The sequence below is a fragment of the Patescibacteria group bacterium genome (genome assembly GCA_041662965.1).
Lineage (GTDB): Bacteria > Patescibacteriota > Patescibacteriia > Patescibacteriales > GWC2-42-12 > JACPHD01.
The window spans coordinates 1-21,908 of record JBAZRI010000011.1 but is presented as its reverse complement, the minus strand read 5'-3'; the positions used below and the strand labels follow the sequence as shown (position 1 = coordinate 21,908).

Genomic DNA, 21,908 nt, shown 5'->3' with positions numbered 1-21,908 from the left:
GATTGCTATCGGGAGCGGCAGACAAAGCAAGTTTTAATTCCGCGCTCTAATTTTAAACATCTATGAAATACTTTCTTTACGCCCGAAAATCCACCGAGGACGAGGAAAGGCAAATAATGAGTATTGAAGCACAGCTCGCGGAGTTGGCCGAATACGCCAAGCGAGAAAACATTATTATTTCCGAGCAGTTTATTGAGAGTAAAAGCGCAAAGAAGCCAGGACGGGAAATATTTAACGAGATGATGAGTAAAGTTTACGCCAGCAAAGAACCGGTCGGCTTGATTGCCTGGCATCCGGACAGATTGGCAAGAAACAGCGTTGACGGCGGACAAATTATTTACAGCATAGACATCGGTAAAATCGCTTCTTTGCGCTTCCCTACTTTCTGGTTTGAGCCAACTCCGCAAGGCTTGTTTATGCTACAGGTGGCTTTCGGGCAATCTAAATACTATTCAGATAATCTTTCCGAGAACGTAAAGCGCGGAATTAGGCAAAAACTCAGGCGCGGCCAATATCCGGGTTTGGCTCCTTTCGGCTATGTTAATAATCCTAAAACTAGAAACATTGAGCCAGACCCTTTTAAATCTAAACTGGTTAAAATCGCTTTTGAGGAGTTTGCCACGGGCAAGCATACTTATCGGAGTCTGGGCCGGCGCCTGGAGTTTTTGGGCGTAGTTGGCAAGTTAGGTAAACCGTTATGTAAAGCGGTTATACATCGGATGTTAAATAACAAAATCTATCTGGGGATAATTGAAAGAGCTGGCGAGTGCTATGAGGGCGATTTCCCGCCAATTGTTTCCAGAGCGGCTTTTACAGCCGTTCAGAAGGTCATTAACAATGGCAAAAGGATTAGAGTTAAAAAGAAAAAGCACGGTTTCCCTTTTCTCGGACTTTTAAAGTGCGGGGAGTGCGGCGGGGCCATTACCGCCCAATTAGCCAAAGGCAACGGCGGTATATATACCTATTACCGCTGTACTAAAAAATTAGGCAAATGCGGTCAAAAGTATATCGGTGAGAAAAAATTAGTTGATCAACTGACTGAACGGCTAGAAAAAGTCGCTCTTAACGATGACTGGAAAGAAAAAATGTTAGCTAAAGTTAAAATTTGGGAAAGCGAACAAAAAGATGATAATAAATCTTTCGCCCAAAGTTTAGAGGAAAAAATAAAAGAGGCGGAAATGAAACTTGATAAGCTAGTTAACGCGTATTTAGACGGCACCATTGAAAAAGATATTTATTTAGCTAAAAAGAACGAACTTATCCAAACAAAAACAGACCTCTCGGAAAAGAAATCTGATTTTGGGCGAAAGGGAAACAATTGGCTCGAACCATTGAAAAAATGGATAATTGACGCTAGCTACGCCAAAAAACTTGCTTTGTCCAAAGATTTTATGGAAATAAAATCTTTTACGGAAAAAATTGGAACGAACCGCCATTTGCTAAATAGAGAGGTGGTTTGGGAGTGGCGGGAGGAGTGGAAAATTTTGGCTGATTTTAAGGCTGAATTTAAAAACTTTTTATTTTTGCGTGCGTCCGCCCTTAAGGCGGACGCACTCCGTGAACACGAACGTTCGTCTATGTCGGGATGGGGAGAATCGAACCCCCGCTACAAGACCCCCAGCCTTGCGTACTACCATTATACTACATCCCGATAAATAAACCTGCCAGCCGGCAGATACTGCCGTTATGCTATAACCCATAGCCTCAAACTACAGCCAATTATAATAAATCGCGCCTGTTTATATTATATTACATTCAGGCAATATAGCAAAACCTAATTATATTTTTCAAATTAAAAAAATAAGCCGCGCCGCTGTTTGGTTAAAACAGCGATCACGGCTTTTTCAGCTTAAAGGCAAAGGCTAATGTTTAAAATAGTATTGCCCTCGCCTTTTACTTTAGAACCTAAAAGTCTATGCAACAGCGCTCCTCTTTCCGCCTCTCTTTTTTTATCCTCTGCCGTTATTTCTCCGGTTTCTGTTGTTTCTTCTTTCATTTTTCCTCCTCTGTTTATTTAACTCTTCTCAACCGATAAATTTTTTTGTTTTCCTGCATTTCCGACAATCCATAATCAGGTACGACTAATCTTTCTCCGGGTTTTTGTAAAACCTCAAAATCTTCCAATTCGCTCCGGCCGATCAACTCATATGGCCGCAAGCGGATTCCTGTTATCACCCAGTTATGAATCCGGTTAATTTCGCCCAGCTCTTCTTGAGTTTTGCCGGTTGCCATCACCATAAAACCATTGCCCCATCTAACTAAAATCGCAAAATTCATTCTCGTTTTTCCTCCTTTTTGTTATTTTAAAGAGCATTAAATAAAATAAAACCGGCTCGCCTTGCGGAGAGCCGGTTCGTTTCCCTAGTGAGTTTTAACTTGTGATCAATTAGTCAAAACACCACAAAAAACCGCTCTCTCGGTAAAAAACCAATAGAAACTAAAAGATAAAGCAGTTTTTTGTATTGTCTTAATCATATCTGTGGATAATTATAGCAAATCTATAATAAAAATCAAGCTCCGCGCTTTTATCCTAAAATTTAGCATAAAAAAAGAGGGCGAGATAAAAATCATCTTCGCCCCCGAGCGCTAAAACATTTTTGAGTTTAAGCGCTAACGCACGCTAGCGTACGTTATACTGTTTCTTTTTATTCCTCCCTCTGAATCCCTGCATTTTACGCAATCTACTGAACCTTCTATTACCCCGCCGGGAAATCCGCATTTAGGGCAAACTGGCGGAAGGCCAGCATGAAGCTCTCTGTCGCCGCTCACTTCTACCACTTGACCAAAAATTCCTTCACTCATTTTTTCCCCCTTTTTCAGCTTACTTCAAGTCAAATTCCGCTTTTAAGATGGTGCCAAAATCGCCTTTTGCGTTTGCTTTAAATCATACCTTACTTTCAAGATGGCGTCAGAATCGTCATCTTTAATGGCTTCTACCAGCCGTTTAAACAAAGCTGTCTCCTGAATCGCTAAACTTTCTCTTCGTCTAAACGCTTTACCTTTAAGTCCACCTTGCATTTTCCCCTCCTTGCTTTTATTTAATTGTTAATTTTAAAAAACCGCCTTATTATTTTGGGCGATTTTTTTATTTATGCAAATTTTTTTATTTTTTTAACCGCCCGATGATTTTAAATCAATAAAAATAACGCCCAAAATAATGGTTTGTAAAATCAACGTTATTTTTCTGGCGATTGTATTATTCATATACTTATCCACAATTATAAGGCAAAAATTAAAATCAGTCAAACTATTATTTCTTTATTACTTTTGCCAACTGCTTAATTAAAGACAGGGCTACGGGCGGCGCCAGCAAGCTGTAAGCGTCAACGCCTTCATCATCTTTAATTATCCAGGATTTTTCACCGACCTTAACGTTGCCGTCGGCGCCAAGCTCATAAACGTATTCCGGCGTTATTTCATAATCGTCAACATACTCTCCGGCGATTTCCGCCGGAATGGAATTTCTAAGTAAAATTTTAGGGATGCCATGCAAAGTAAAAACTCTGGCGATTAATTTCTCATCCAATTCCAGCCTTTCCCTGATAGTTTCTATGCCTAGATTATCTCCTTCTTTGCCAACCATGCGCGCGTTTTTTTCCGGGCAGGCGGTATTATCGCATTTTAAATAAAATTCATTTTTTTCTTTATCATAGCCGACTTCTTTGGTGGCAAAAAGCTTTAAATTTCTCGGCGTATGGCAGGCCGGGCAAACGACTCTGAATTTCATGCGCTCGTCTATAACCGATTCCGGAATGCTTATAGCCACGAAAATATCCAAATCGCTGCGATAATCTATTAAGTCGCTCAAAAATAAAGCATAGGACACCTGGTCAAGCTCGCGCGGAAAGCCGTCAATAAACAGCGACTTTTTCGGCCATTTGCTTATTTCCATTTTTATCAAGGATAAAATAAATTCGGTGGGCAAAAGATTTTTAGTGTCGCGCCCTAAAAGCGCGTTAATGGCATCGCCGATGGAAATATAGCCGCGATAATTTTTCTCCAAAAATTTCATCATCTCGGCCTTTTTTGCTTCATCCGCCATGGCGGTATGTACATCTCTGACAATATCGCCCACGGATATATGGCCGATTTTATCTTCGCCGAAAAGCTCTTTCATCAGTTTTGAATAAGTTCCTTTGCCGGAATTCTTTTTGCCCAAAAGATAGGCCACAAAAGTGTTCTTCTCTAAATACTTCTTAATTTGGGCTATCTCCGCGCCGGCCTTAGCCTCAAAATATTTTTTCCGGCTAGACGGATCGGACAAGTTAAATTTTTCCGCCGCGCCGTCCATCTTAGTCTTAAAATAAGGAAAATCTTTTTCGTAATTTTTCATAATGTCTTTTTTAAAAAATACACCCCCAGCCTAACTGACGGTTATGATTTTATTATTTATTCGCTAAATTAATTTTATTTTCTCGGCATGCGCGATTACATCTTTAAAGCTTGCTTTATCTTTTCACTAACTTGGCCCGGCGTCAAGCTGGCTTTCACCAAATAATCCAAAGCGCCCATGGCTTCGCCTTTTTGCTTGTCTTCTTCCGTGCCTAAATTAGTCAGCATGATTACCGGAATATTTTTCGTGGCTTCATCTTTTTTTATCTGGTCCAGAACGGAAAAACCGTCCAATTGCGGTAAAATCACGTCCAGCATAACAATGTCCGGCTTTTCTTTTTTAGCCAATTCCAGCCCGATAACCCCGTTATCGGCGATAAAAACATCAAAACCGTCGGCCGTGAATTTCGTTCTATACATTGAGCTGATCATAGAATCATCCTCTACCACTAAAATTTTCTTTTTGCCTTGCGCCATAATGATTTTTCTTAGAAAATAAATCGCACCTCTAAAGGTGATTACCATAAAGTATATCATTTTTTAAGAAAATGGCAAGAGAAATCAGATAACTCAAAGCTCAAAGCTCAAAACCATATCTCAAAACTAAAAACTATTATTAAATTTTAAAATTTTAATTATAATCTTGAGTTTTGACATTTGAACTTTGAGTTGCGTTAAATTTAAACTGCCTTTCGTTAACCGTCAAATCTTGACCATTAGAAATAATTTTAATTGTCCCTTCTTCGTCTGTCCTGAAAATTTCCGCGCCGCTCCTTTCCAAGCGCTTTATAATCCTTAGGCTTGGATGCCCGAAATCATTATTTTTACCGACTTCAATTATAGCCATCGCCGGCTTAACTTTTTCTAAAAATTCCTCACTGCTTGAATACTGCGAGCCGTGATGAGCGACTTTTAAAACGTCCGCGCTTAAATCAGCGCCGTTCGTTAGCAGTATTTTTTCAACTTTTTCGCTGGCGTCGCCGGTCAATAAAAATTTATTCTGGCCGTAAATTAATTTTATTATGATTGAGCTGTCGTTTAAATCCGCTAAAGTTTTATCTAGCAAGCTTTCAGCCGGATATAATATTTCCATTTTAGCGCCGGCGCCTAAATTTATAGTCTGCTCTTTATCAATAATTAAGAGCGGCGCTTTTTTATCGCGCGCTAATTTAAGCCAGGCTAAATAATTAGGCGCGTTATGGACCGCACCCGTATATAAAATTTTTTTCACGTCGTATCTTTTTAAAACGTCTATTAGGCCGGTAACATGGTCGTCGTGCGCGTGCGTTAAAACCATTAAATCAATTTGCTTGTCCCACCAAGCTAAATTTTCGCCCAAGCGCTTAATTACGGCTTTATCCGGCCCGCCGTCAATCAAAACGTTCTGCCCGCCCGGCGTTTTAATTAAAATCGCGTCGCCCTGCCCAACGTCTAAAAAATCCACTTCCAGATTTTTCGGCACTTTATAAGCAAACCAAAACAAAGGAATAGCCGCCAAACAGGCAACTATTCCTAAAATTAATAATATTTTGTATAACTTGGCTGGCATGGGTAAATTTTTACAGCCTTCCGAGAAAATCAAGCCCTAAATACCCGGATTCTACATCCGTTAAATCGCCGGTTCGTAAATGCTTTCTAAAATCTTCTAAAGACATTTCAACTACATCGGCGAATTCATTAGCTTCAAGCTTTTGTTCTTGAATTTTTCGGCAATCCGTAGCCACAAAATTATATCTAACCATTGTTGAATAAGCGCAGTCAAAACTAGTTCCAACAAATTTTAGTTCACCGGCATAGCCTGTTTCTTCAAACAACTCTCTTCTCATAGCTTGTTCAGGCTCTTCTCCTTTTTCTACAACACCGCCGGGCATTTCCAATAATATTTTTTCCGGTCCCGGCCTGAACTGTCTTGCTAAGACTACTTTATTATCTTTAGTTAAAGCTAAAACGCAAACCGCCGGCCCCTCATCTTTTATGTCAAAATCTACTATTCTACCGTCAGGCAATTGAAAAGTCTTTTTTAATAATTTTCTAAAACCCGCCCTATACGGCTCGACTTTAATTTTTTTCCAGCTAGTTATCATAAAAATTTATTTCGCCAATTTATCAAAATTACTATTGCTTAATCCAACACCTAGCTGGCGCATGATGCTAAAAGCGTCGGCCGGGCGCGCCAAAAAATATCTTTTGCCGTCAGCCGGATTAACATACCAGGCTTCTCCTCGGCTTTCCACTTGTAAAAATATTTTGCCTTTTTGCGCCACGGAAAAATTATTATCGTAATTGATTTTTATATTTTTAGCCCATGGCGCGTAACCGGTCATTAATTCATCTTTATCATTAAACCCGTCTCCGTCCGAATCGGTTTTATTTTTATCCGTGCCGATAGCGGTCTCCAAAGCGTCCGGTAAACCGTCTTTATCGGCATCAGCTCCGCTTAAAGCGCTTAAGCTAACAGGAATTTTAGCTAAATTGGCGTTAGAAATGCCAACACCTTGATTTCTAATCACCTGAAAAGCATCGGCCGGCCGGCCTAAATAATATAATTTTTTTTCTTTATAACTAACATAATAAGCCTCGCCTTTGCTCTGAACTTTTAGCATGATCTTGCCTTTTAGTTGTCCATACGGCTTATCGTCGTTAACGGCTAAACTAACGGCCGAAGCAACTACGGAGGAATTATCAGCCGCTACGGCCGCGGCTGAATTAGCCGGCGCGGAAGCAGCCGCGTCCTTTATTTCAAAGACCGTCCAACCGGTTTTAGCATTTGTTTTAACCGTACTGGTTGAGCTTAAAAAATAATCATATAGACCAATCTCCAGATTTTTTACTTCAACCGCATGATCAATAACGGCGGTTTCGGTTCCGGCGCTACCCATAGAACTAGCGCTTTGCTTTTTGTAATAAATTTTTGACGATGAAGTTAAATTAGTCGTCCAGCTAAAAGTAGTTATTTTATTAATAGAACTAACAGCTGGACCGGAAATAATTTTTAATTCATTATTAAGCGGCATGGAAAAAGATCTGGCAGTATCCTGTTTTTCTAAACTGTTATTTTTGGATACAATTTTATATACATAATTTTTACCGGGCGTTAAACCATTAATGGTAACATTAAAATTTGTGCTGCTGGCGGTCACTTCAACTTTATCGGCGTAAGCATGATCACTTTCTAATCCATAATAAACTTTACCTGTCGCTAAAGTACTAGTGTTCCAGCTTACAATAGCGCTGGTTGAACTGGCAAAATTAACTTTTTGATTAGCAAAAGAAAAGTTATTGGCTTCGTCGAGACTTTTATATATCGTTACGGCCGTAGAAGTGGCGTTATTATCGTAGTTTGATTCAAAAATCTGTTTGTTATTATTAAAAGAAAAATTAATATCATAATTGCCAAATTTATTTAAATAACCGCGAAGCTTATAATGGAATATATCGCCCGGATTGAACGGAGTAAAGAGCGTAGGATAATCGTCCGGAGTTAAATCGTTTATGCCGTAGAGAGGAGAGAAATTGTAAACAAATTCGGATTTAGAAAAACCCTTAGATTCAATAAGTGAAGTTTTACCGATATTTTTTATACCAATGATTATATCGACAAACGTATCAACTATTAGCTTTGGCTGGCTAAAAACAATCGAATTTATGATTAAATCAGTCTCGCTTGGCAAATAGACATTAATTTTCTTAGTTAAAGTATTATTGGCTAAATTACTTTGTCTTAAATAATCATCGGGGTCAACGGTAAAACTAAGCTGCTTTTCCCCGTTTGTTAAAAATTTTCCCTCGTAGCCATAATAAATATAGCCTCCGGAATTAACTGGATGTGTTAGCGAAGGCGAGGTGCTTGATGAGCTGGTAATGAAAAAATCGGAAAAATTTTTTAAAATATCTAAGCCATTGCCAGAATATAAATTATATGAACTGTTGTTTTTTACTTTCACATAAATATTGCAATCTTGATTAATAATCGGGTTGGCCGGCAAAATCGTTATACTTCCAACCGCTAAATCGTAGCCGGCAATATCTATCGTTGAGCTGATTGAATTATTTGCAGTTACGGTTTCGACCGAGTATCCTCTAGGATCAACTTTAAAGCTTAAGGAACTTCGTCCGATTTTATTAAATGAACCCCTTAATTCAACGGTTATATAATCATTGGTTTTTATTATCGTGCCTTTCGCCGGTGAAATTATATTCGACCCCTTAACAATAAAATTACTAAAACTATAAGTATATACTAAAGAAAAGTTCAAAGGAAAATCGCTACCGACATTTTTAATTTTAGCCGTTACAACCACGGCGGTATTTATATCCGGAGAATCCGGGCTTACGCTAAGGCTTTCGGCCTTTAAATCATAAGTAACCTCCGCCTTGGCCGGATGTTTAAAACCGAAAAATACCGCCAATAAAATTAAAGGTAAAATATAAAATTTTATTAATTTCATATAAAATATATTAAATAATTTATAAATAAAAACAAACTATTTCTCTCGCCTATATTTTATCATTTATCCCCTGTTTTAACAATTTTGACTTCCGCAATTTTATAACCATAAAAATAACGATAAAATAATAAACAGCCAGCCAGCCCGACCATAAATAATTAATTTCCAGATAACCATAAGGAATTTTCGCCAGATATTTAACCGTAGCCAAAATATATTTGGTTAAAATCAAGCTGGGCAGAAAAAATAAAAACGATAAGCCGGGCAAAACCGCGCTTAACGGCAAGGCGATTAAAATTAAAATGGTTAAAAGCGGCAAAGCCCATAAAACGGCCAAGTTGGCCAAAGGCGAGATTAAAGAAATTTGCGAAAAATTATAAGCTAAAATCGGCAAGGTAAAAACTTGAGCGGCTAAAGTAATTAAGAGGGCGTCGCTTACGCCTTTAAGCTTTGGCAATTTGATTTTTTGCCAGACTGCTTCCAAAATCGGATAAACATAAATTAAGCCGGCAATAGCCAAAAAAGACAATTGAAAGCCAACGTCATCGCGCAAAATTTTAGGATTAATTAAAAGCATTATGGCCGCGGTCAGGACCAGTGAGTTGGTAATTTTATTAAGCCGGCCGAGCTTTAACGCCCAAAGCACTAAAAACCCCATCAGCCCGGCGCGCATGGCCGAAGCCGGCAAACCGACTAAAATGATGTAAGCGGCTAGAAAAATTACGGCGATGTAGAAAGCGCGCCGGCGATTTATGCCCATGGCTAAAAGTACGGCCATAATAATGACGGCTAAAATGCTAACGTTAAAGCCGGACACGGCCATAATATGAGTTAGCCCGACTTTTTGAAAATCATCACGGATGGCTTGCTCTAAGCCTTTTTGCCCGCCGAAAACAATCGGCCGGGCCAAACTTGATTCCGGCTCGCTTAACCCTAAATCAATTAAGCCGGACAATTTAGCTTTTAAAGAAAAAATTTTCTCGTAAACATAATTTCCGCCGCGGCCGGGCATAATTTTTAAGCGCGGATAATAGCAGACCGAATAAATATTATAGCGCGCCAAATAGCGGTCATAGGCGAAACCCTTATATTCTTCCGGCCGTTTAAGCTCGCACTCTATCTCCAGCCGATCGCCGTATTTATACTCCGGATATAAATTAGTGGTGGCTAAAATTTTTCCGTAAATCCGGCGGCCGGGCAATTCATTAATCGCCTCTGCCGCGATTTCCAATTTTTGGCTATTTTCTCTAATATCCGGCTCATTGGCAATAAATCCCCGTACAGTTAAAATTTGGCCGCCCGCCTCGCCGGCCGGCAGATTATAATACCAGATTTTATCCGGCGTATTCTTAGGCAAACTAACGCCATAGCGCCAAAAGGAAAAAAATACTATGCTCAAAAGCAAAAAAAATAAACAGGCGGACTTAATCCCCGCCTCTTCGCTATACGCCCAAAATAAAACAGTTAAAATTAAAAAAAATATGGCGGCCGCGAACCACCAAATTTCATGCATTAAAATTTCCACCGGCAGAAACGAAGCTAAGGCAATACCGAAAATAAAAGCCAAACAGCCAATTAAAAAAATTTTAGATTTTGTAAAATTTATGCCTCCTTGAAATGGCATATATTATTTTTTTGTTCTCTCCGCTCTTAAATACGCTTCCATAAACTCGTCCAAGCCGCCGTCCAAAACTTTTTGAATATCCGAAGTTTCCTGCTCGGTGCGGTGGTCTTTTACCATTTGATAAGGCTGCATGACATAAGAGCGAATCTGCTTGCCCCATTCGGCTTTTTGCGCCTCGCCGCGCATCTTTTTCTCTTCATCGCCTTTTTTTTCTTCTTCCAGCTTAAATAATTTGGCTTTTAAAATTTTTAAAGCGGTTTCTTTATTTTGATGCTGGGACCTTTGGGTCTGGCAGGCGACAACAATGCCGGTCGGCAGATGAGTAACGCGCACGGCGGTTTCCACTTTATTAACGTTTTGCCCGCCGGCGCCCGAAGAACGGAATGTATCTATTTTTAAGTCGCTGTCACGCAAAACTATGTCCTCGGTTTCCGGAAGTTCCGGAATAACTTCAACTAAGGCGAATGAAGTATGGCGCATTTTTTCCGCGTCAAACGGGGAAATGCGCACTAAGCGGTGCACGCCGGATTCGCTTTTTAAATAGCCGTAAGCCCAGCCGCCGATAACGCGGTAGCTCGCGCTTTTTATGCCGGCTTCGTTCGCTACCGCCCGGTCGACTAATTCGCTTTTCCAATTTTTCTTCTCGGCAAAGCGCAGAAACATGCGCTCTAAAATTTGCGCCCAATCCTGCGCGTCCACTCCGCCCGTGCCGGCGTGGATGGAAATTATGGCGTTAGAGCGGTCATATTTTCCGGAAAACAAAACAAAAAACTCAAGCTCCTCATAGGCTCGCTTGAGTTCAATATATTTTTTATCAGCCTCCGAGGCGACAGATAAATCTTTTTCTTTCGCGGCCTCGGCCGTGAATTGCTCTAAATCCGTAATTTCCTTTTTTAAATTCTCCCATTTTATGACTTCCGACTCGTATTCTTCGGCCTGCTTACTTAAAATTACGGCCCGTTCCCGGTCCTGCCAAAAATTCGGTTTAGACATTTCAACTTTCAGCTCGCTGGCTTTTTCCTTCTGCCGATCCAAATCAAAGTAACCTCCAGGTATCCAGGAGCCGTTCTCTTAATTCTTCCAAATTTTTCAGCAAATTTTCCATTTAAATGAATTTATATAATTTATTTTTAAAATTTTCCACTTTGCCTTTTAAAATTTTTACGCCTTCTTTTTTTAATAATGCAATTTTTTTATTTATTCCCCCGCTGTAACCGCCTAAACCGCCATCGCTTTTTATTACGCGGTGGCAAGGCGTTTCGGGCGCGTCCGGATTTCTCCCGCAGGCATTGCCGATAGCTCGCGCGGCCTTAGGCCGGCCCAAGATTCTAGCAAGCTCTTTATAAGTCGTTACCCGGCCGCGCGGAATTTTTTTCAGCGCCGCCCAGACTTTTATTTCAAACTCTGTCCGCCGCATATTATTTATTTAATAATTGCTTAACTTGCGGCGGCAGATTATTAACATCAATATTATTTAAATCCAACCCGCCGACTCCGCCTTTTAAGAGGCTTTCAATCGGATTAGCGGTTCCGGCCTGCACGCCTAGTAAATCTTTATATTGGTCAAATATTCCCCCGAGTAGAGGCGGCAAATAGATTATGCCTAAAATAATCGGCGCAATAATTATAAACAAATAAAAAAGACTGACTAGGCGCTGCCAAGCCAAATAGCCTTTCATTTTTTTAGTCATGGAATAAATCTCTTTGGTCAGTTCTAGATTTTGCTCCATTAATTTTTTTATTTCTTCGTCCATAGTATTTAGCTGTCATTGCGAGCGCAACGCAGTGAAGCGAAGCAATCTCACAAATAAAATGATTTATTTTAAAGTGGCTACCTCCAATCAAATGTCTTCATGCGTGAGATTGCTTCGTTGTCTGATTACAGGCTCCTCGCAATGACAAGATGCTATCTGACTTCGCATTTTTTCACATATTCGCGGCCGACTTCCGCCATTTCCTGCATCTGTCTTGAATTATAAGGCACCTTGCCTTTTAAATTTTGGTTTACCAGATCAGCGCCGCTTTTAAAGCCTTGCAAATACCATTTATCCGCGCCTTTGATTATTTTTCCCATCTCGCCGATATCGTCTTTATTTAAAAGGCCCGGCACGACCGTAGTCCTAAATTCATAAGGCAGATTGCTTTGCATTATCATTTTAACACTTTTTTTAATATTATTGAAATCCGCTTTTAGGCCGGCTACTTCTTTATACTTTTCCGCCGGCGCTTTTAAATCCATGGCGATGTAGTCAACCAGCTTTTCTTTTATCAGCTTAGCTAATATTTCCGGATAACTGCCGTTAGTGTCCAGCTTCACTAAAAAGCCTAATTTTTTTATTTTTTTAATAAACTCCGGCAAGCCTTTTTGCAGGCACGGTTCGCCGCCGGTAATCACCACGGCGTCCAGCTTGCCGGCGCGCGATTCAAGAAAAACAAAAAGGTCATCCTCTTTAATTTTGGGATGAACTTTTTGTTGCTCAGTCGCCTGAGCATATTTTGACTTGCCGACCTCGGTGGGCCAGACAAGCATGGGGTTGTAGCAAAATTGGCAGCGGAAATTACAGCCTTGGGTAAATACAATAGCGCTGACTTTTTCCGGATAATCCAATAAACTAAATTTTTGCAGGCCGCCAATTATCATAATAATGCCAATTTATGCGAATAATGCTTCGCTTAATTGCATTATTCCTTATTAACTTTAAAGGTCTTGCGGTTAAAATACTCCGCCTGCTTGCCGTCATTCCATTGCTGGACCGGCCTTAAATACCCGGTTACCCTTGAATAAACTTCACAAGCTGTCCTTTTGGCTTCGATTGGGCTCATATGATTTCTCCTTTATCCAGTTTGTTTTAAAACTAGATTTTTATTTTTATTTATTATTAAATTAAAGTTTGTTCAACGCTTTTAGCAACCTGTTCTTTGGGTAGATAGCCTATTTCCTCATCGCACTTCGGACAGAAAAAATGTTCGCCCGCGATATAGCCGTGCTTAGGACAGACCGAAAAGGTCGGCGTAATGGTAAAATATGGCATGTGGTATTTATTGACTATTTTTTTGACTAGACTCCTAACCGATTCGGCGCTTGGCAAAGCTTCGCCGATGAAGCCGTGCAAAACCGTGCCGCCGGTATATTTAGTCTGCATATCATCCTGCAAATCCATGGCTTCAAATAAATCATTGGTATAATTTACCGGCAGCTGGCTGGAATTAGTGTAGTAGGGCGAAGCTTTGCCGGCTTGAACCGCTTCTTCGTTAGCCACGACAATATCCTTATATTTGTCTTTATCAATCCGCGATAAGCGCCTGGTTACGCCTTCGGCCGGCGTAGCTTCTAAATTATACAGGTGGTTGGTCTTGCCCTGATAATCCAAAGATTTATTTCTCATATAATCCATAACCTGGAGCGCGAATTCTTTACCTTCGGGCGTGGCGATGCTTTTTCTGATCGGCGCGTAATTCAATAAAGCTTCATTCATGCCGATAATGCCGATAGTGGAAAAATGATTGTTCCAATAGCCGCCAAAGCGCTCTTTAATATTATTTAAATAATATTTAGCGTACGGATAAAGGCCTTTATCGGTTAAATCCTCAAGTATGGTGCGCTTAATTTCCAGGCTTTCGGAGGCAATCTGCATTAAATTGTCCAGCCGTTCAAAAAATTCTTCTTTGGTTTTTGATAAATAGCCGACGCGGGGAAGATTAATGGTTACTACGCCGATAGAGCCGGTTAAGGGGTTGGCCGCGAAAAGCCCGCCGCCGCGCTTTCGGAGTTCCCGGTTATCTAAGCGCAAACGGCAGCACATGCTGCGCGCGTCGTCAGGGCTCATGTCAGAGTTAACAAAATTTGAAAAATAAGGGATGCCGTATTTAGCCGTCATTTCAAAAATTTTAGTGGCTACCGGCGACTCCCATTTAAAATCATTGGTAATGTTATAGGTCGGAATCGGGAAAGTAAAGACGCGCCCTTTAGCGTCGCCCTCCATCATTAATTCGGCGAAAGCCAAATTTATCATATCCATTTCCGGCTGGAATTCTTTATATTTTTCCGGCATTATTTTACCGCCGATAATGACGTTTTCCTCGCCCGTAGTCGCGCCCGGAGTTAGGTCCATGGTGATATTGGTAAAAGGCGTCTGAAAGCCCACGCGGGTCGGCACGTTGATATTGAATAAAAATTCCTGAAGCGCCTGCTTAACGTCTTTATAGTTTAACTTGTCATATCTGATAAAAGGCGCTAGATAAGTGTCAAAGTTAGAAAAAGCTTCGGCCCCGGCCACTTCGCCCTGCAAGGTATAGAAAAAATTAATAATCTGTCCCAGGGCCGTTCTTAAATGCTTGGCCGGCCTGGATTCAACTTTACCGGAAACGCCGCCAAAACCGCGGATTAACAGTTCCCGTAAATCCCAGCCGGCGCAATAAGCCGCGAGTAGCTGCAAATCATGCAAATGCAAATCGCCGTTCTTATGGGCTTCTCTGATATTCTGCGTATAGACCTGGTTCAGCCAATAGCTTGAAGAAATGGCCGAAGCTAAATGGTTATTTAAGCCTTGCAGGCTGTAGCTCATGTTGGAATTTTCTTTAACCCGCCAATCGCTTTGCTTTAAATAGCCTTCCATCAGCTCGTCCGAATTAATCATTGATTTCATTTCGCGCAAACGGGCTCGCTGATCGCGATACAGGATATAAGCTTTGGCGGTTTTAATCTGGCGGTTTTTAATCAAAATCTCTTCAACCATATCCTGCACTTCTTCAACCGCCGGAATGCTCCTTGAATGAAACTTTTCATTTAAATGATTGACTACCTGGTCGCTGAATTTCTGGGCTAAATACATATCCGGCTTACCCACGGCTTCGGTGGCTTTAAAAATCGCGTTAACCAGCTTAGCCTTGTCAAAAGGCGCGACTTCACCGGAACGTTTTAGTATTTGAGTAATTGAATTGGCTGGCTGCATAAAATTATTTCTTTTTTGCCCCCGATTTAGCCCGGGGTCCAGTAGCTTTTGTCTTTAACAGCTTATTAAGCTCCCGCCTGAATTCATGCGCGTCTTTAAATGACTCGTAGACCGAGGCAAAGCGGATATAGGCGACCTGATCAAAACGCTTTAGGGTTTTCATGACGATTTGGCCGATTTCGCCGGCTGTTATCTCATTTTTCCTTAAAATCTGCAAGTCGCGCTCTATGGAATTAATCAATTTTTTAAAATTATCGTCGGTAATCGGCCGTTTTTCCAAAGCCCGCTTTAAGCCTTTAACGATTTTCTCGCGGGAATACGATTCTTTGCGTCCGTCCCGCTTTACCACCATTAAATCCAAAATTTCCACTTCTTCGTAAGTTGAAAACCTAAAACCGCATTTTAGGCACTCGCGCCGCCGCCTGATAGATAGGCCGTCGGACGCTACGCGCGAGTCAATTACTTTGGAATCTTCATAATAGCAGACTGGGCAACGCATATTTTCTTCTCCTTTGAAGTTTAGATTGAATATCCTAGAGCCAAACAAAAAAGCACTCTATTTTACTTAAAATCAGTTTAAAGTGCTTTATCTAGCGAGTGGGGTAAATATCCATATCTTGTATCTGTTGATTTAATTATACCACTAGATATAGTATGGTCAAGTTTTAAGGCTTTGGCTAATTTTAGATTATTTTTTTAAAAATATTATGACATTTATTAATTTTTTATCAATCCGCCCCGCTAGGGGCTGTGGATATGTGGATATGTCGTCAAAAAATTACATAAAAAAGCTTCACCCGGTTATAAGGTGAAGCTTATTGATTAGAGAGCCCTTATTAATAAAAATCTGAAGGTACGCGTGAACGAATATGACGAATAGTTAAGTTTCTTTTTCTCTCTGTTGCTTCCGGCCTATGGTTTGAACCGGATTCTTTAGTAACTATTTTGGCCTCCGGCACTATTAGGCTCATTGGCTTATTGCAGTCATCAACAAAATGCAAAACACCATTAAACCACAGCATATTTCTTCCCGGCCATTTACTGAGCAACTTTTTTCTTACGGCTTTCCTCCTTGCCACTACGCTTGCTGACATAAAACCCCCTTTTTGAATTGTTATTAACATTGTAAACAACGACTAGTAGCAAATACACCTTAGAATAAATTTATTATCTTGTCAAAAGAGCTTTATTTATTAATTAACTTTCCTTTTTCAATTCTACTCATCCTCTTAATCCTCCATTCGGCTTTAGCGGCTAAAGACTTATTCTTCAGTTTGCGGAAATAGGCTAATTTCACCGGCCTTCGTCCGCGAGTATATTTCGCGCCTAGAACAGAGCTATTATGTTCCCTAACCCGCCTTTTAACGTCAGTAGTTACACCCGTATAAAAAGTTCCGTCCGCGCATTTTAAAATATAGACAAACCACATAGATATTTATTCATGTATTTCCTGCACCCGCCCGACTTCCCCGGTTTCTAGGCGCACTTTTATGCCATGCGGATGATTTAGCGAGTTGGTTAAAATATCGGCCACGATTCCATAAGTCAATGCGCCAGAACCCTGATGATGCTTTTGCACAATTGCCACTTGCATGCCCGGTTCTATATTGTCTCGGTTTTGTCCATTCATATTAATAAATGTGATGCGACGACGCGATTTATCGCCTTATATTCACTAAAATTAAATAATTATTAAGCCGCTTCCCTTATTTTTACTTCTTTTATATTGGATGCTTCTTCGTTAGTGCGTAAATTCTTTATGCGTATATCCGCTTGGCTAGGACGATCACCGGCAATATATGAAATATATATTTCAATCTGATCGCCTTTAATAACATTTAAAGAGCGATTCAACATAATAACATGGTCATTGTTTAAAAAATCGGCTTCTCCTCGATGAATTATGTTCCCTTTCCTGCCTGACGGTTCTCTGCCTGAAAGTTGTATTAAAGAAAAAATAGTTGCTGAATCAATAACTCCATCCTGGGCGATAGTTTTAACAATACGGTTTCTCACCCCGACCGACTCTTCTTTGCGAAAATCAATATAATCATAAGCTTCCGGCGCCGTAATGCCCTTTGCTTTATTAGGATTATAAAGATCTTTGGCCACAAAATCAGTTTTTCCTTCAGGAAATCTATCTATCACTCCTGCCGGCAAAGTTGTAAGTTCGACTCCGTTAACCATTCCTTTCGGTATAATTTTGTCCTGCTCAATATCTATATATTTAAGCAAATAATTGCTGATTTGCATCTGTAATTCATAAAATTGCCCGGTATATAAATTTTCACTGATGAAGCCATCAAATTTTTTACCATCTTTCTCGTCTTGGCTTGTCCTTTTATATTTAAGCGCGTCTCCAAGCATTATTTTTACCTGGCCCTTTTTTATTAGGCCTTCGGCGATACATCTTTCAACAACTCTTCTGGCAAATATCGCGGTAATAGGATTTATTTCCAGGGCGGCCACCTCGGCGCCGGCTTGAGCCGCCGCGATAGCTAAAATCCCGGTTCCGGCCCCGGCCTCTAAAATTTTATCGCCGGTTTTTACTTTTTCCTTTATTGTTTCTAAAAAAGCTAAGGTCCTAACTCGGTCTTTCGCGCATCTAATAGCGTCAAACGATTTAAGGCCTGATTCAATTTCCAATTGCTGATAAGTTGTTTCTTCTAATTTTTGGTATTGCTCTGTTTCATCGCCATAACTCTGAATTTGATCTGTAATTGCCTTTTCAATATCAGCAGACTTATCTTCAGAAGAATTCCGGCTTTTCTTTAAATTTAAATATCTGTTTAATAATTTATCTTGGCTTGCTTCGCTTTTAAATTTTTCCCATTCTTTATCAATAATACTGCTTAATAAATCATATTGTTTTTCACTCTCGGGAGAAAATTTACGTTCATATTTTTCATTGCGAGACAAATCCTCGGCTATTATGCCCTGTTCTTCTAATTCTTTTTTCAAATTTACCGGATGCTCTGTATAGTCATAAATTTTTTCTATGGAATTAAACATATATTTTAATTTTAATGGTTTATTTACCCATTAAAATTTGAACGAATTAATTCTCTATTCATAGCTACATTAATCAAAGCTGAATAAAAAAGCGGTTCAGCAATGACTTTTTCCTCGTTAAAATTATTAATCCAGCCGATTATTAGAGCATCATTAAGAGAGTTAACTAAATTATATTGTTTTTTTTCTTCTTCTGAATAAGCCTCCGGGCTATAATTATCGATAGTTTGCGATATTAAATTATCTACCAAACACCTTAATTTGGTCAGCTTATTATAATCAATCTTATCGCTAAAATTTATCTCTTCTTTTTTGTTCTTAAAAGCCAAAAAACTAATTAGTTCCGCCATAGGTTATAAATTTATATTTAATTCCAAATTTCGGATCAAAAATAACTTGATGATGATTAAAAAAACCGATCATGCCCAATAAGTTATCCGACCGTTTTTCATTTATTATATCAACCTTTTCCTCGTAAAAATATTTATCGCCAGGCAAACTCATTAAAATCTTAACCTGGTAGACATAGAGCGGAGTAAATTTTTCGCCTTTGAAGGCTTTTGATTTTACGCCCTTTTTCCAATTAATCCCGATAGCCTCGGCTATTTCATGGCTAAAGCATGAGCTGCTGGCGCCCGAATCGGCAACAGCTAAAACCGTAATTGCCTGGCCGGTTTTCGGATTGGCTATAGTAACCGGCAAATAAAAGCCCGGGCTGGCTGAATTTAGCTGGAAAAAAACCGAGCGCTTTATTTTTTCCTGATAAAATAAAAGGTCTTTTAATTTTTTCCCATAGCGGAATTTAGCTGATTTATTTTTTGATTTATCCAGATCAGCTACGGCCCATTTGCCGATATCGCGGCTAAAATTTTTATCTTCTAGAATAATAAAATAATCAGTGACAAATTTATTGCTTTTCATGAATTATTTATTTTTATTACTAAATTTAAGCCAAAGCGTTTTAAAAAAAGAGATTGATAGCGTTGAAAGTAAAAAGCCCAGAGTAGGCACGATAGCGTTAATAAATGGCTTTGGCAGGTTAGCCACGGCAAAAAATAAAACAATCACGATGTAGGTTAAAATCGCAACTAAAACTTTACGAAATAAGCTGGTTTCCCAGGCCTTATCCGCTTCAACGCGCATATTGCGTTTCTTAATTTCACTAATTTCATACTGCAAATTTTGCATTTCATCCATAATTTTATCCGGTTAATCTTAAATAACCATCTTTATTATCTCCTCGCAAAACTTATCCGCTTTGGCAAAACTATCGGTTATGACTTCTTTGGTTTTTAAACTTAAAACCGCGGCCGGCTTTTTGCCGATAATCTCCTCCATTTCTTTAAAAGCTCTTTCATCGCCATTATCGCCCATAGTGCAGAAAAGCGCGGCTTGCTTGAATTGGGCTTTATATTTATGAAGATAAGTCCGAATCGGGGCCGACATATTCCACGACCAGATAGGCGTGCCGATAACAACCAGGTCAAAATCTCCCGGATTATGGCTTGGCTTTTCTAATTTTGTCAGCCGGCGAAACGTAGCGTCCCGCCCGGCCAATAAATAGCCTTTAGCGCCGGCGCGATCCACCGTATCTTTGATTTCTTCAAGGCTGGCGTTGATTTTTTTAGCGATAAAATCCGCTAATTTTTTAGTAAAACCGGTCCGGGAATAATAAACCACGAGTATTTTCACCCCGTTGGAAATATTCAAATTATTTTTAGATAACATAAAATTTTAATAATATATTTTAATTAATAATTTCCAGCGGGGTTTATAGGTTTTCGCTTAGATAATTATACACTAATTATATCATAAATCAGCAATCTGGCTATTTTATGAATATTATGCAAAATACCCCTTCCCGAGCGCTTAAGGAAAATCAAAGTTCTATTATGTCCTCCCGGCAATATTCGCCGAGCGGGCGGCAAATTTTATCTATCATTTTCCGCCTATCCGCGCCGCGCATAATCTCCGGCTTCATTTTTTTACTGATAATCGGCACCAGCACGATTTTTATTTTTTCCGCGCTGATAGTTCCGCCTAAAATCAAGCCTTCTTGAGTCTCTCGAGAAAACATTTGATCAAAAATAAAATTTCCCAAAGAATAAAATACCAGCTTACCGTTAATAATTTGCGCGTCCTGCACGACATGCGGATGAGCGCCGATGATTAAATCCGCTCCGGCGGCTATCCAAGCCCGGGCTAATTTTTCCTGGCTGGCCGAATGGGTTGGCTGATATTCATTTCCCCAGTGCGGTAAAATTATGACGAAATTATTTTTATTTTTTTCCTCTTTTATTAATTCTTCAATTCCGCTAGCGCCATAAAGAACGTGAGCCCCTAAAAGCGCGACCGTTAAATCCCCTTGCTTATAGCGCTTTATACTAATGTCGCTCGCTTCATTAGGATCGCCGACCCAGTCAATCTTAGCCTTTTCCAAAATTTCTTTAGTTTTATTTAAGCCTGCTCGCCCCTGATTATCAGTATGGTTGTTGGCCAGCCCGGCCGCAGTAATTTTTAAATATTTTAAAGCTTCAATGGTTTGGCGGGAAAAATTAAAACTTAGACTATGGTCTAGGGGAAATTGCTCAACGTTTTTATCGCTAATCGGGCCTTCTAAATTAAGCCAGGAAATATCCGTGCCCCACAAAGCGCGATTGCCTAAATTAGAAAATAAATCTTTAAAATTATTTTTCTGAAAATAATAACCGACATTTCGGCCGAACATGCTGTCGCCGGCGAAAGAAAAGCTTAATTTATCTTCTCCCTTAGCCGGCTCGCCCGCGGAGTAGCTTGCGAAAATATGCGTAGTAGCCTCGGCTTCTAAATTTTTCGCCATTAACCCCGAATTAGTCTGGGCGTAAAGATTAAAGCGAGTTAAGTTTTTAGCTTTAGACCAGAGGGCGAGCAAAGCCAGCGCGGCGTTTGAATCGGTTTCGGTTTGCCAAATTTGCTCCATATCTAAAGCCGTAAGCGCCCTAAGGGTTTTAACGTCATGAATCTCGGCCAGACGCGCCGGCTGATAATGAGACATATCAACCGAAGCGATTAAGCCGCAAGCCGAACAGCTTGATTTTAAAGCTTCAAATAATTTTTTTATATCGTCCGGCTTAGCCGGCTCTTTTATAATCAGCGGCACTAAAGACGAATCGGGAAAAAATTCTTTTACTTCGGCCAGTAAATTTTTAATGCCATGCTCGCTCAAAAAAGCGGCCGGCTCAATTTTAACCAGCCCGCTGTCTTTTAAACTATTGATTACCGCCCTATCGGCGGTAATTTTTTTAGTACCGTTGGCGACCAGCCAGTCTTCGCCGCTCGTAATAATATCGCCTCGGCCGGAGTTAAAATGATTGACTGAAACTAAAATAATCGTCCGCGGCCGCGATTTAAGGCTAAGCTCTTCCATAAACTTGCGCCTAACATCTTTTACCAAGTCATGATGCGGCATCACGGCCGCCAGCGGAACGCTTTCGGGCCGCGCGCGAAAAACCAAAAAAATATTTTTACTTTTTATGCCCGCGGCCGAAAAATATATCGCGA

Annotated in this window: 25 protein-coding genes and 1 tRNA gene; all 26 read right to left on the bottom strand. The window is 40.1% G+C overall.

Annotated elements, in window-relative coordinates; translation table 11 throughout:
• Positions 1 to 1,580: 1,580 nt before the first annotated feature.
• A tRNA-Pro gene (locus WC639_04970) sits at positions 1,581 to 1,651 on the bottom strand.
• A 198-nt stretch (positions 1,652 to 1,849) separates the two neighbouring features.
• The gene (locus WC639_04965; protein ID MFA6307128.1) at positions 1,850 to 1,996 is read right to left on the bottom strand and encodes a hypothetical protein; all 147 of its coding nucleotides are present in this window, start codon (positions 1,994 to 1,996) and stop codon (positions 1,850 to 1,852) included.
• Positions 1,997 to 2,010: 14 nt separating this feature from the next.
• A complete protein-coding gene (locus WC639_04960; protein ID MFA6307127.1) occupies positions 2,011 to 2,277 on the bottom strand; it encodes a hypothetical protein in 267 nt (88 codons plus the stop codon).
• A 567-nt stretch (positions 2,278 to 2,844) separates the two neighbouring features.
• On the bottom strand, positions 2,845 to 3,018 hold the full coding sequence (locus WC639_04955; protein ID MFA6307126.1) for a hypothetical protein: 174 nt from the start codon (positions 3,016 to 3,018) through the stop codon (positions 2,845 to 2,847).
• Between the two features lie 232 nt (positions 3,019 to 3,250).
• A complete protein-coding gene (locus WC639_04950; GenBank protein ID MFA6307125.1) occupies positions 3,251 to 4,333 on the bottom strand; it encodes a nucleoside monophosphate kinase in 1,083 nt (360 codons plus the stop codon).
• A 95-nt stretch (positions 4,334 to 4,428) separates the two neighbouring features.
• Positions 4,429 to 4,857 (bottom strand): response regulator, encoded by a 429-nt coding sequence (locus WC639_04945; protein ID MFA6307124.1) that lies wholly within the window; start codon positions 4,855 to 4,857, stop codon positions 4,429 to 4,431.
• A 106-nt stretch (positions 4,858 to 4,963) separates the two neighbouring features.
• Positions 4,964 to 5,881, bottom strand: a complete 918-nt coding sequence (locus WC639_04940) for a ComEC/Rec2 family competence protein (GenBank protein MFA6307123.1) — start codon at positions 5,879 to 5,881, stop codon at positions 4,964 to 4,966.
• 10 nt (positions 5,882 to 5,891) lie between these two features.
• Positions 5,892 to 6,416 (bottom strand): NUDIX hydrolase, encoded by a 525-nt coding sequence (locus WC639_04935; GenBank protein MFA6307122.1) that lies wholly within the window; start codon positions 6,414 to 6,416, stop codon positions 5,892 to 5,894.
• A gap of 6 nt (positions 6,417 to 6,422) precedes the next feature.
• Complete coding sequence (locus tag WC639_04930) at positions 6,423 to 8,780, bottom strand: fibronectin type III domain-containing protein (protein MFA6307121.1); 2,358 nt, start codon at positions 8,778 to 8,780, stop codon at positions 6,423 to 6,425.
• A gap of 49 nt (positions 8,781 to 8,829) precedes the next feature.
• Entirely contained in the window at positions 8,830 to 10,404 is a 1,575-nt protein-coding gene (locus WC639_04925; protein MFA6307120.1) for a ComEC/Rec2 family competence protein, read from the bottom strand.
• 3 nt (positions 10,405 to 10,407) lie between these two features.
• Positions 10,408 to 11,460, bottom strand: a complete 1,053-nt coding sequence (gene prfB, locus WC639_04920) for a peptide chain release factor 2 (protein MFA6307119.1) — start codon at positions 11,458 to 11,460, stop codon at positions 10,408 to 10,410.
• Positions 11,461 to 11,509: 49 nt separating this feature from the next.
• Positions 11,510 to 11,821 (bottom strand): MGMT family protein, encoded by a 312-nt coding sequence (locus tag WC639_04915; protein ID MFA6307118.1) that lies wholly within the window; start codon positions 11,819 to 11,821, stop codon positions 11,510 to 11,512.
• 1 nt (position 11,822) lies between these two features.
• Positions 11,823 to 12,158 (bottom strand): hypothetical protein, encoded by a 336-nt coding sequence (locus WC639_04910; protein ID MFA6307117.1) that lies wholly within the window; start codon positions 12,156 to 12,158, stop codon positions 11,823 to 11,825.
• Between the two features lie 152 nt (positions 12,159 to 12,310).
• Positions 12,311 to 13,045 carry an anaerobic ribonucleoside-triphosphate reductase activating protein gene (locus WC639_04905; GenBank protein ID MFA6307116.1) on the bottom strand — a complete coding sequence of 245 codons (735 nt, stop codon included), beginning with the start codon at positions 13,043 to 13,045 and terminating at the stop codon, positions 12,311 to 12,313.
• A gap of 41 nt (positions 13,046 to 13,086) precedes the next feature.
• Entirely contained in the window at positions 13,087 to 13,227 is a 141-nt protein-coding gene (gene nrdD / locus WC639_04900; GenBank protein ID MFA6307115.1) for an anaerobic ribonucleoside-triphosphate reductase, read from the bottom strand.
• Positions 13,228 to 13,283: 56 nt separating this feature from the next.
• Positions 13,284 to 15,356, bottom strand: coding sequence for a ribonucleoside triphosphate reductase (locus WC639_04895; protein MFA6307114.1), 2,073 nt, complete (start codon positions 15,354 to 15,356; stop codon positions 13,284 to 13,286).
• Between the two features lie 4 nt (positions 15,357 to 15,360).
• Positions 15,361 to 15,855: a transcriptional regulator NrdR gene (nrdR, locus tag WC639_04890; GenBank protein MFA6307113.1), complete on the bottom strand. Its 495-nt coding sequence runs from the start codon at positions 15,853 to 15,855 to the stop codon at positions 15,361 to 15,363.
• Positions 15,856 to 16,192: 337 nt separating this feature from the next.
• Positions 16,193 to 16,450: a hypothetical protein gene (locus tag WC639_04885; protein MFA6307112.1), complete on the bottom strand. Its 258-nt coding sequence runs from the start codon at positions 16,448 to 16,450 to the stop codon at positions 16,193 to 16,195.
• Positions 16,451 to 16,542: 92 nt separating this feature from the next.
• Complete coding sequence (locus tag WC639_04880; protein MFA6307111.1) at positions 16,543 to 16,785, bottom strand: GIY-YIG nuclease family protein; 243 nt, start codon at positions 16,783 to 16,785, stop codon at positions 16,543 to 16,545.
• A 6-nt stretch (positions 16,786 to 16,791) separates the two neighbouring features.
• Positions 16,792 to 16,986 carry a YwbE family protein gene (locus tag WC639_04875; GenBank protein MFA6307110.1) on the bottom strand — a complete coding sequence of 65 codons (195 nt, stop codon included), beginning with the start codon at positions 16,984 to 16,986 and terminating at the stop codon, positions 16,792 to 16,794.
• A 62-nt stretch (positions 16,987 to 17,048) separates the two neighbouring features.
• Positions 17,049 to 18,368, bottom strand: coding sequence for a 50S ribosomal protein L11 methyltransferase (locus WC639_04870; GenBank protein MFA6307109.1), 1,320 nt, complete (start codon positions 18,366 to 18,368; stop codon positions 17,049 to 17,051).
• 23 nt (positions 18,369 to 18,391) lie between these two features.
• Positions 18,392 to 18,718, bottom strand: a complete 327-nt coding sequence (locus WC639_04865) for a hypothetical protein (GenBank protein MFA6307108.1) — start codon at positions 18,716 to 18,718, stop codon at positions 18,392 to 18,394.
• Positions 18,702 to 19,289 carry a hypothetical protein gene (locus WC639_04860; protein MFA6307107.1) on the bottom strand — a complete coding sequence of 196 codons (588 nt, stop codon included), beginning with the start codon at positions 19,287 to 19,289 and terminating at the stop codon, positions 18,702 to 18,704. Before WC639_04860 ends, WC639_04865 begins: the two co-directional genes overlap by 17 nt.
• A 3-nt stretch (positions 19,290 to 19,292) precedes the next feature.
• The gene (locus tag WC639_04855) at positions 19,293 to 19,565 is read right to left on the bottom strand and encodes a hypothetical protein (protein ID MFA6307106.1); all 273 of its coding nucleotides are present in this window, start codon (positions 19,563 to 19,565) and stop codon (positions 19,293 to 19,295) included.
• 18 nt (positions 19,566 to 19,583) lie between these two features.
• A complete protein-coding gene (locus tag WC639_04850) occupies positions 19,584 to 20,096 on the bottom strand; it encodes a flavodoxin (GenBank protein MFA6307105.1) in 513 nt (170 codons plus the stop codon).
• 151 nt (positions 20,097 to 20,247) lie between these two features.
• The coding region (gene amrB, locus WC639_04845) for an AmmeMemoRadiSam system protein B (GenBank protein ID MFA6307104.1) at positions 20,248 to 21,908 on the bottom strand (1,661 nt) is incomplete at its 5' end.